The 9194-nt window shown below is 65.8% G+C and carries 10 protein-coding genes; 4 read left to right on the top strand and 6 right to left on the bottom strand.

Features of this window, described 5'->3' with window-relative positions; all coding sequences use genetic code 11:
- Positions 1–9: 9 nt before the first annotated feature.
- Positions 10–411, bottom strand: coding sequence for a YraN family protein (locus tag JJ959_RS14400; RefSeq protein ID WP_292884760.1), 402 nt, complete (start codon positions 409–411; stop codon positions 10–12).
- A complete protein-coding gene (rsmI, locus tag JJ959_RS14405; RefSeq protein ID WP_292884762.1) occupies positions 408–1304 on the bottom strand; it encodes a 16S rRNA (cytidine(1402)-2'-O)-methyltransferase in 897 nt (298 codons plus the stop codon). The genes JJ959_RS14400 and rsmI overlap by 4 nt, the downstream gene beginning before the upstream one ends.
- 212 nt (positions 1305–1516) lie before the next feature.
- On the opposite strand from rsmI, the gene JJ959_RS14410 reads away from it, so the two are divergent.
- Positions 1517–2887 carry a penicillin-binding protein activator gene (locus JJ959_RS14410; protein ID WP_292884764.1) on the top strand — a complete coding sequence of 457 codons (1371 nt, stop codon included), beginning with the start codon at positions 1517–1519 and terminating at the stop codon, positions 2885–2887.
- Here JJ959_RS14410 and hemW read toward each other — a convergent pair.
- From hemW to rph, 3 genes are read right to left on the bottom strand one after another with little or no spacing between them, the layout of a single operon-like run.
- The gene (gene hemW, locus JJ959_RS14415; protein WP_292884766.1) at positions 2884–4098 is read right to left on the bottom strand and encodes a radical SAM family heme chaperone HemW; all 1215 of its coding nucleotides are present in this window, start codon (positions 4096–4098) and stop codon (positions 2884–2886) included. The genes JJ959_RS14410 and hemW overlap by 4 nt on opposite strands.
- Positions 4088–4723, bottom strand: a complete 636-nt coding sequence (gene rdgB, locus JJ959_RS14420) for an RdgB/HAM1 family non-canonical purine NTP pyrophosphatase (RefSeq protein ID WP_292884767.1) — start codon at positions 4721–4723, stop codon at positions 4088–4090. The genes hemW and rdgB overlap by 11 nt, the downstream gene beginning before the upstream one ends.
- Before the next feature lie 3 nt (positions 4724–4726).
- Complete coding sequence (gene rph / locus JJ959_RS14425) at positions 4727–5458, bottom strand: ribonuclease PH (protein ID WP_292884768.1); 732 nt, start codon at positions 5456–5458, stop codon at positions 4727–4729.
- Between the two features lie 176 nt (positions 5459–5634).
- Between rph and hrcA the strand changes: the two genes are divergently transcribed.
- Both hrcA and grpE read left to right on the top strand, forming a co-directional pair.
- Complete coding sequence (hrcA, locus tag JJ959_RS14430) at positions 5635–6678, top strand: heat-inducible transcriptional repressor HrcA (protein ID WP_292884788.1); 1044 nt, start codon at positions 5635–5637, stop codon at positions 6676–6678.
- A 134-nt stretch (positions 6679–6812) separates the two neighbouring features.
- Positions 6813–7454 carry a nucleotide exchange factor GrpE gene (grpE, locus tag JJ959_RS14435; RefSeq protein WP_292884771.1) on the top strand — a complete coding sequence of 214 codons (642 nt, stop codon included), beginning with the start codon at positions 6813–6815 and terminating at the stop codon, positions 7452–7454.
- A 19-nt stretch (positions 7455–7473) separates the two neighbouring features.
- Here the strand turns inward: grpE and JJ959_RS14440 are convergent, their stop codons facing one another.
- Positions 7474–8364, bottom strand: a complete 891-nt coding sequence (locus JJ959_RS14440; protein WP_292884774.1) for a DUF1848 domain-containing protein — start codon at positions 8362–8364, stop codon at positions 7474–7476.
- A 179-nt stretch (positions 8365–8543) separates the two neighbouring features.
- On the opposite strand from JJ959_RS14440, the gene JJ959_RS14445 reads away from it, so the two are divergent.
- Positions 8544–9194: Hsp70 family protein (locus JJ959_RS14445; protein WP_292884777.1), on the top strand; the 651-nt coding region annotated here is incomplete at its 3' end.

Raw genomic sequence — 9194 nt, forward strand, 5'->3', positions numbered from 1 at the left:
GCTGTCACTCTACATCTTGTGGTCGGCGATCCAGACATTCTGAATATGGCGGGGAAAACGCCAGTGTGCCACCGCGAATAGGTCAAATCTAAGGCGGTGGCCGGCGAGCCGCGAATTTCCCTTTTGCACCCAGAGCGCCGCCCTCTGCAGGCGCCGCCATTGCGCATGCGTAACGGACTCCTGCGCGGTATCCAGGTCGGGACGCGCCTTGACCTCGACGATCGCCAGGGTTTGTCCCCGTTCGGCCAGAATATCGATTTCACCGACCTTGGTGCGAAGCCGGGTGGCGATGATCCGGTAGCCCTTCAGACGCAGGATCAGCCGGCAGAAGGCTTCGGCATAGAGCCCGAACCGCTGTGCCCGCCTCTTTGCGAGCACCATGTCCGCAGAGCGCCGCGTCCCGGCGTTCATCCCGCGCCGCCGTCGCGAAGCTGCAAGGCCCGCTCATAGACCTGTTTGCGCGGCAGCCCGGTCTCCGCCGCGACCTCCTTCGCCGCGTCCTTCAGGCTGAGCCGGCCAAGAGCTTCATCGAGCAATGCGTCGAGCGTCTCCTCGCTTGGCCGTTCGTCGCTCTCGGGCGGGCCGAACATCAGCACGGCCTCGCCTTTCGGGGTCTCGATTTCCGCGTAGTGCCGGGCGAGGTCCTCGATCCGACCGCGCGTGACCTCCTCGAACCGCTTGGTCAACTCCCGCGCCACCGCCATATCGCGCGGGCCGAGGATCTCCAAGGCGTCCCCGAGGGTCTCTGCCAGTCGGCGCGGCGCCTCGAAGAAGATCAGCGTGGCCCGGAGACGTGCCACTTCCTCGAGAATGCGGCGGCGCTCGCCCGGCTTGGTCGGCAGAAAGCCGCCGAAAAAGAAACGGTCCGTCGGCAGCCCGGAAATCGACAGCGCGACCACCGGCGCGGCCGGTCCCGGCACGGCGGTGACCGGAGTGCCCTGGGCCGCCGCCTCGCGCACGAGCTTGTAGCCCGGATCGGAGATCGTCGGCGTCCCGGCATCGGTCACCAGCGCGATGCTCTTGCCCGCGGCAAGCAGGCGCAGAAGCTCCGGCCGGCTTTTTTCCGCATTGTGGTCCTGGTAGGCGAGCAGCCGTGCCTTGATGGCGAAACGCTGCAGCAGGCGGCCGGTCAGCCGCGTGTCCTCGCAGGCGACGATGTCGGCTGCCGCGAGCGTCTCGAGCGCTCGGCGCGAGATATCCCCGAGATTGCCGATCGGCGTGGCGACCAGTATCAATCCCTCGACGGGGACCGCAGCGGGTGCCTCGGGGGTCTCGTTCTCCTCCGAGAAAACCGGCGCAGTCACATTGGTGCCATCTTGCGGCAGTTTACTCTGGCCCGCGCCTTGATTAGCCTTTGGCGCCGAAGAGCGGGAGGATGTCTGAGGTGCGCGCTTTTTCATACCGTACCGGAAACCCACGGGGCCTTTGTCAGGGCGATGACCGTGTTATGGGAGGAAGCGGCGGCTTTCTCCAAGCGCTTTTCTCACGCCCGCCGCGTGCGGCGGGCCTGTGCGTGATGCTGCTGGGCCTGACGCTTGCCGGATGTCAGACACCCCAACTGCCTGGCCTGCAGCCCGAGTCCTCCACTCAACCCGTCCAGTCCGCCACCTTGCCGCCACAACAGCAGCCGGCGACCGGCGGACCTTCCGGTACCGGCGCCGCGCCGCAGAAAACGGGGACGGTCATTCCGGATGCAGAACTGTCTTTCGAGCGCCCCCAGACCGAAACCCCTCTGACCGCGGTTCCGGGCGCCCCCGACGGGATTGCCCTCCTGCTGCCGCTGAGCGGTCAGCGCGCCTCCGTCGGACGGGCCATGCTCGATGCTGCGCAGATGGCTGTTTTCGACATCGCGGGCGAAGATTTCAATCTGATGGTCTACGACACCCAGGGGACTCCCGAAGGCGCGGAAGATGCGGCCAGGCTCGCCGTCGCGGACGGCGCGCGGATCGTCCTCGGTCCGCTCTATGGCCGCTCCGCGGCAGCTGTCCGGCCGATTGTCGCGGCCGCCGGGATCAACTCCGTCGCCTTTTCCAACGACCGCAGCGTCGCCGGCCCCCCGGTCTATCTGATGGGTCTGATGCCGCAGCAGCAGATCGAGCGCGTCATCCGCTACGCGGTGCAGAAGGGATATCGCCGGCTCGGTCTGCTTCTGCCGCATGGAAGCTATGGCGATCTCGTGCTGGAGAGCGCCCGCGCGGCCTCGATCGGCGCCGGCGCCGAGATCACCAGGATCGCCTACTATGATCCGCTTGCCACCGATTTCACCGAGACGGCGCGTGCCTTCGCGGAATATGACCGCCGCCGGGAAGCCCTCAAGATCCAGAAGGACGAACTCGCGGGACGGACGGACGAGATCTCGCGCCAGACCCTGGCACGGCTCCAGTCGATGGATACGCTCGGCGATCCGCCTTATGACGCGATCCTGATTCCCGAAGGCGGCAACGTGCTGCGGACCATCGCGCCGCTGCTCGCCTATTACGATGTCGACACGCGGCGTGTGAAACTGCTCGGAACGGCGCAATGGGAGGATCCGAGCCTCGGGACCGAGCCGAGCCTGGTCGGCGGCTGGTTCGCCGCGCCGCCCGCGCTCTATCGGGAGAATTTCGCGCTGCGCTATGAGGCGGCCTTCGGCCGGCGTCCCTCGGGCCTGGCCGCGCTCGCCTATGACAGCATCGCGCTGACGGTTTCGCTTCAGCGCGGCGAGACCGGACCGGATTTCGGCGGCGGCGCGCTGATGGCGGAAAGCGGGTTCGTGGCGCTGAACGGCCTTTTCCGCTTCGTCGCCGACGGTACCAACCAGCGCGGCCTCGCGATCTTCGAAATCAAGGATCGCGCGCTCGAGGTTATCGATGCCGCACCGGAACGGTTTGACGGGCTGACGAACTAGGCAAGATCCGGCAAACGCGCCGTCAGGGCGGCAATCACCGCATTGAGTCGCTGCCGGCCTTCCAGCGTAGCCGTCAATCGGTCGCCGACCGGTTCGATATAGCCGGCCTCCTCGAGATCCGCGAGCAGCGGGTGCCCGAACAGCGACTCGAGATCGCGCCCCGCTTCCGCCTCGAGCCGCGTCCGCTCGACGCCCTCGGCGAGGCGGAGCCCCATCATCAGCATTTCGGTGAGGCGCCCGGTGCGGTCGACCGCTTCACTCGCGGCGACACCGTGTCCGGCCTTCTCGACCCGGTCGAGCCAGATCGCCGGGGCGCGGTGAGTATGTATCGCACGCGTAACGAGAGCGCCGTCGGGCTCACTGCCACGCAGGCGGGAATGGGCGCCAGGACCGACGCCGGCATAATCGTGATAGCGCCAGTAGACCAGATTGTGCCTGCACTCGGCGCCGGCGCGGGCATGGTTCGAGACTTCGTAGGCCGGCATACCCGCGTCTTCGAGAACCTCCTGGGTCGCTTCGTAGAGCGCGGCCTGGTTCTCGTCCTCCGGCAGCACGATCTCGCCCGTCGCATGGCGGGCGAAGAACGGGGTCTCCGGCTCGATCGTGAGCTGGTAGAGCGAGATATGGTCGGCGGCAAGCGCCAGCGCCTGCTTCAGTTCGGCCTTCCAGGCCGTCACGGTCTGCTCCGGCCGGGCATAGATCAGGTCGAAGGACATGCGTTCGAAATTGTCCCGTGCGACAGCGATCGCCTCGCGCGCCTGCGCCGCGTCATGCGTGCGGCCGAGAAACCCGAGGTCCCGGTCGTTCAGCGCCTGGATGCCGAGCGAGACGCGGTTGACTCCCGCCTCCCGGAAGGCAGCGAACTTCTCCGCCTCGACCGAGGTCGGGTTGGCTTCGAGGGAGATCTCGACCTGATTGCGCCATGGCCAGAGCCGGCGGATCTCGTCGATGACGGCCGCGACGGTCTCCGGCTCCATCAGAGAGGGGGTGCCGCCTCCGAAGAAGATGCTGGAGACGGTGCGTTCCGGCGCGAGTTCATGGAAATACGCGAGTTCCCGCTTCAGTGCCGCGCGCCAGCGCGCATGGTCGATCCGCGCCGAGACATGGCTGTTGAAGTCGCAATAGGGGCATTTGGAGAGGCAGAAGGGCCAGTGAACATAGACCCCGAACGGCTCCGCCGCCGCGCGCTCCATCTCTGTCCTATCCGGCATTGCCGGCTTTGCCGTCGAGCCCGACCTGCTTCAGCAGCTTCTCGAAGGCGACGGCCCGATGGCTGATGGAATGTTTCCAATCCGCATCGACTTCGCCGAAGGTTCGGTCGTGCCCTTCCGGGACGAACATCGGATCGTAGCCGAAGCCGTTGGCGCCGCGCGGCGGCCAGACGAGATCGCCATGCACCCGTCCCTCGACCGATTCCGTGTGGCCGTCCGGCCAGCAGATGGTAAGCGCGCAGACGAAGGCGGCTGAGCGGTCCGTGTTTCCGTCGGCGGCTTTTTGCTGGAGCGCGTCCTCGACCTTGCGCATGGCCAGCGCGAAGTCCTTTTCAGGCCCGGCCCAGCGCGCGGAATAGATCCCCGGATCGCCGTCCAGCGCGGCCACGCTCAGCCCGGAATCGTCCGCCAGCGCCGGCAGGCCGGACCCTTCCGCCGCCGCACAGGCCTTCAGCTCCGCATTGGCGATATAGGTGGAGCCGGTCTCTTCCGGCTCCGGCAGCCCGAGCTCGCCCGCGGAGACCACCTCGATGCCGAGCGGGCCGATCAGATCGCGGATCTCCCGGAGTTTGCCCTGGTTGTGGCTCGCGATGACCAGCTTCTTCTCGGTAAAGGCGCGGCCCATCGCTCAGCTCCCGATGGCGGTTTTCTGCAGCGCGACCAGCTCAGCGACGCCGGCGCGGGCCAGCTTCAGCATCTCGGTAAAGGCCTCGTCGCCGAACGGGTCTTCCTCCGCAGTCGCCTGGATCTCGACGATCCCGGCCTTGCCGGTCAGCACGAAATTGGCATCGGCCTCGGCGCCGGAATCCTCGATATAGTCGAGATCGAGGACCGGGGTGCCTTTGTAGATGCCGCAGGAGACCGCGGCGACATGGTCGATCAGCGGGACCTCCGGCAGCGCGCCGAGCTTCACCAGCTTCTGGAAGGCGAGATGCAGGGCGACGAAGGAGCCGGTGATGGAGGCGGTGCGGGTGCCGCCGTCGGCTTGCAGCACGTCGCAATCGACCTTGATCTGCCGCTCGCCCATCGCCTTCAGGTTCGTGACGGCGCGCAGCGAGCGCCCGATCAGGCGCTGTATCTCCTGGGTCCGTCCGCTCTGCTTGCCGCGGGCGGCTTCCCGGTCGGTGCGAGTGTGGGTGGAACGCGGCAGCATGCCGTATTCCGCGGTCACCCAGCCGCTCCCGGAATTGCGCAGGAAGGGCGGCACGCGGTCCTCGACGGAGGCGGTGCAGAGCACATGGGTATCGCCGAATCTGGCGAGGCAGGACCCCTCGGCATATTTGGCGAAACCCGGCTCCAGAATGACGCTGCGCATCTGGTCGGGGCGGCGCCCGGACGGGCGTTCGGCGGTTCCGGCCATGGAAGTCTCCTCTTCGGTATCCGGCCTGATAGGCCCGCATCCTGCGGGTCCATGCCGGTCTCTGGATCGTCTGGTCAAAATCGCGCGCAACCTACTATCGGCGGCACGGCACGTCCATCGCTCATGGCACATTGACGGTGCGACGGGCGCTCCCTAGATTTTCCGTCATGGAACACATGTCAGGCATCGGGGCTCTCAACGCCCGCTCGCGGGAAATCCTGCAACAGATTGTCGACACTTATGTAGAGACGGGCGAGCCGATCGGCTCGCGCACGATCTCGCGCCGCCTTGGCGAAGTGCTGTCCCCCGCAACGATCCGCAATGTGATGGCCGACCTCGAGGAGGCGGGTCTGCTCTATGCCCCGCACACTTCCGCCGGCCGTCTGCCGACCGAACGCGGCCTGCGTATCGTGGTCGACGGCCTGCTGGAGATCGGTGGCGATCTCAGCGAGGAAGAGCGCGGCAAGATCGACTCCCTGCTTGCCGCGAATGGCCGCGGCTACGACGAGGTACTGGACGAGGCGACACGTGCGCTGGCCGGGCTTTCCTCCTGCGCCGGCCTGGTGATCTCTCCGAAATCGGAGCCATCGCTCCGCCATATCGAATTCGTCCCGCTCGCCGCCGGGCGGGCGCTCGTCGTGCTGGTGAACGAGCTCGGGCTGGTGGAGAACCGGGTCATCGAGCTGCCGGTGGACCTGCCAGCCTCGGCACTGGTGCAGGCGACCAACTTCCTCAATACCCGTTTCCATGGAGCCTCGCTCGATCAGGCGCTGAAGGCCATCAAAGCGGAAATAGAGCAACGCCGGATCGAACTCGACGAGCTCACCGCACGCGTGGTGGAAGACGGCCTCGCTCTGCTGTCTGGCGGTCCGGACGACGGCTCGCTCATCGTGCGCGGCCAGTCGCGTCTGCTGGAGGATGTCACCGCGGTCGAGGATCTGGAGCGGATCCGCCTGCTGTTCGACCAGCTCGAACAGAAACAGGGCATGCTGAAGCTGTTGCAGGCGACTGGAGATGCCGACGGGGTGCAGATCTTCATCGGTGCGGAGAACCAGCTCTTCGAGCATACCGGCTGCTCGATGATCCTTTCGCCCTACCGCGATACCAAGAAGCGCGTGGTCGGCGCTATCGGCGTGATCGGCCCGACGCGGATGAATTACGCCCGCATCATTCCCATGGTCGATTACACCGCACGGCTGATCGGCCGCGTCATCGGCTGATCAGAGGAGCGTTGATCCGGGGGCCGAGCCGCGCTAAAGCAGGCGCTCCGGGCCCGGAATGATTGATTTCCCGTTCCGGCCGCCCACATTTGGGCCTGACTTTCAGGATCTCTAAACGGGAAAGAGCCAGACCGATGGCCGAACAAGGCAAGAAAACCGAGCAACACGCCAACCAGGACGCGCCGGGCGACGAGCCGCTTGTCAATCCGGACGACGGGATTCTCGACATGGACGCGCTGATGGGCGGCCTGAAGAACGAGGATAACGAAGCGGAGGCCGACGACGATCGCGCCGACGACGAGGTTCAGCAGCTCAAGGATCAGCTGATCCGCACGCTCGCCGAACTGGAGAACACGCGGAAACGGGCGGAGCGCGACATCGCGCAGGCGCGCAAGTTCGCGATCACCGATTTCGCCCGCGACCTGCTGAGCGCGTCCGACAACCTGCGCCGGGCCCTCGAATCCGCGCCGGAAGATCGCGACGAGCTCGACATCACCCTGAAGAACCTCGTGATCGGCGTCGAGATGACCGAGAAGGAACTGCTCGGCGTGTTCGAGAAGCACGGCATCCGCAAGATCGATCCGCTCGGCGACAAGTTCGACTACAACCTGCATCAGGCGATGTTCGAGGTTCCGGACGCCAAGACCGAGCCGGGCACCGTCGTGCAGGTGATGCAGCCGGGCTACGTGCTGCAGGACCGCCTGCTGCGGGCCGCGATGGTCGGGGTCTCGAAGAGCCCGGACGAGAAGAAGGAAAGCGTCGACACCACGGCCTGACGCTTCCCGCGCACATTCTTCATCCGGCCGGCTCCGGGGGCAGCAGCATCTCCCCGGCCGGATCGTGCCGCTTCAGGGCGGTCTTGGCCCGCTCCCGCCGCTCCACCGCATAACAATAGACGCATCCGTGCGGGCAGCTGTCATAGCTGCCGATATCACGGGACTCCGCGCAGAGGCAGCCCGGCCGGTTGCCTTTCTGACGGCTCTCGAGCGGATGTCCGGCAATGTCCGCGAGCCGGTCCGCGTCGATGCAGCGTGCCGGCGAGAGGTCTCCGCCGAGAAGATCCGGCTGGGAGCAGAGCGTCGGGCGGAGGCCTGCCTCAGCGGAGATGGCGGCGAGTTCCTGCAGCAGCGCCGCTTTCTCCTCCGGCTCCGGATCGCGCCATTCGAAGCCGCTTTTCCGGGCGCTTTCCTCCGTGTTGCGGCGGGTCTTGCGATAGATATGCGCGGCGGAAAAGGTGACCTCGTCGACACTCCCGGAAAGCTGGCGGGCGAGGCGGGCGACATTCTCTCGATGGAAATCCGGCGGTGTCAGGCTGGACCAGAAGACCGGATCGTAGCGCCAGACCACGGCCCTCGGCCCAAACTGTTCCGACAATGAAACGATATCCGCGATCGTAGCCTCGACCGGTGGGACGCTCTGCTCGAGGGAGGACGGATATCCCGTCACCGTGTACTGCACAACGAACGGCATGCGATCCGCGGCGAGGGCTTCAAATATGGCGCGGGCCGGCCGGGCGTTGCGGGTCCAGAAGACGTAGCCGTCCACCTCCTCCGGCCTGAGGCCTACCCGTGACGGTTTGCCGCTGTAGGGATTGGGCACAAGAGCGTATCCGGCCTCGATCCGCGCTTTCAGCCATGCGCTGTAGAAAGCCGGGATGTCGGTGCGGTAGCTCGCGGAGATGATCATATCGGGGCCGAATCCCGGAAAATTGGCTCTAATGGGACTTGCAGGTCGCGAAATCCTATTCCACTTGGTTGCAGCGCGGCCACACCACGCCTATATAGCGGTTGGCTTGAACGTACCAATCGGGAACGGGAACGGCGCTTCGAGAAGGCCGTCAACGTTTGCTGAAAGACGAGGAAAACATGAGCAAAGTAATCGGTATCGACCTGGGAACCACCAATTCCTGTATCGCGTTCATGGACGGCAAGGACGCGAAAGTGATTGAGAACGCCGAAGGCGCGCGCACGACGCCGTCGATGGTGGCCTTCGCCGAAAGCGGCGAACGTCTCGTCGGCCAGGCCGCGAAGCGCCAGGCGGTGACCAACCCGGAAAATACCCTTTTCGCGATCAAGCGCCTGATCGGCCGCCGCTTCGACGACAAGGCCTCCAAGCGCTTCAACGATCTGGTCCCCTACAAGGTTGTCTCCGGCGAGAACGGCGACGCCTGGGTCGAGGCCCGCGGCGAGAAATACAGCCCGAGCCAGATCTCCAGCTTTACCCTGCGCAAACTGAAGGAAGACGCCGAAGCCTATCTCGGCGACACGGTCGACCAGGCGGTCATCACCGTCCCGGCCTATTTCAACGACGCCCAGCGCCAGGCGACCAAGGACGCCGGCAAGATCGCGGGCCTCGAGGTTCTGCGAATCATCAACGAGCCGACCGCGGCAGCGCTCGCCTACGGGCTCGACAAGAAAAACACCGGCACCATCGCGGTCTATGACCTCGGCGGCGGTACCTTCGACGTCTCGATCCTCGAGATCGGCGACGGCGTGTTCGAGGTTAAGTCCACCAAC

This window comes from Nisaea sp. (assembly GCF_017640745.1).
Taxonomy (GTDB): domain Bacteria; phylum Pseudomonadota; class Alphaproteobacteria; order Thalassobaculales; family Thalassobaculaceae; genus Nisaea.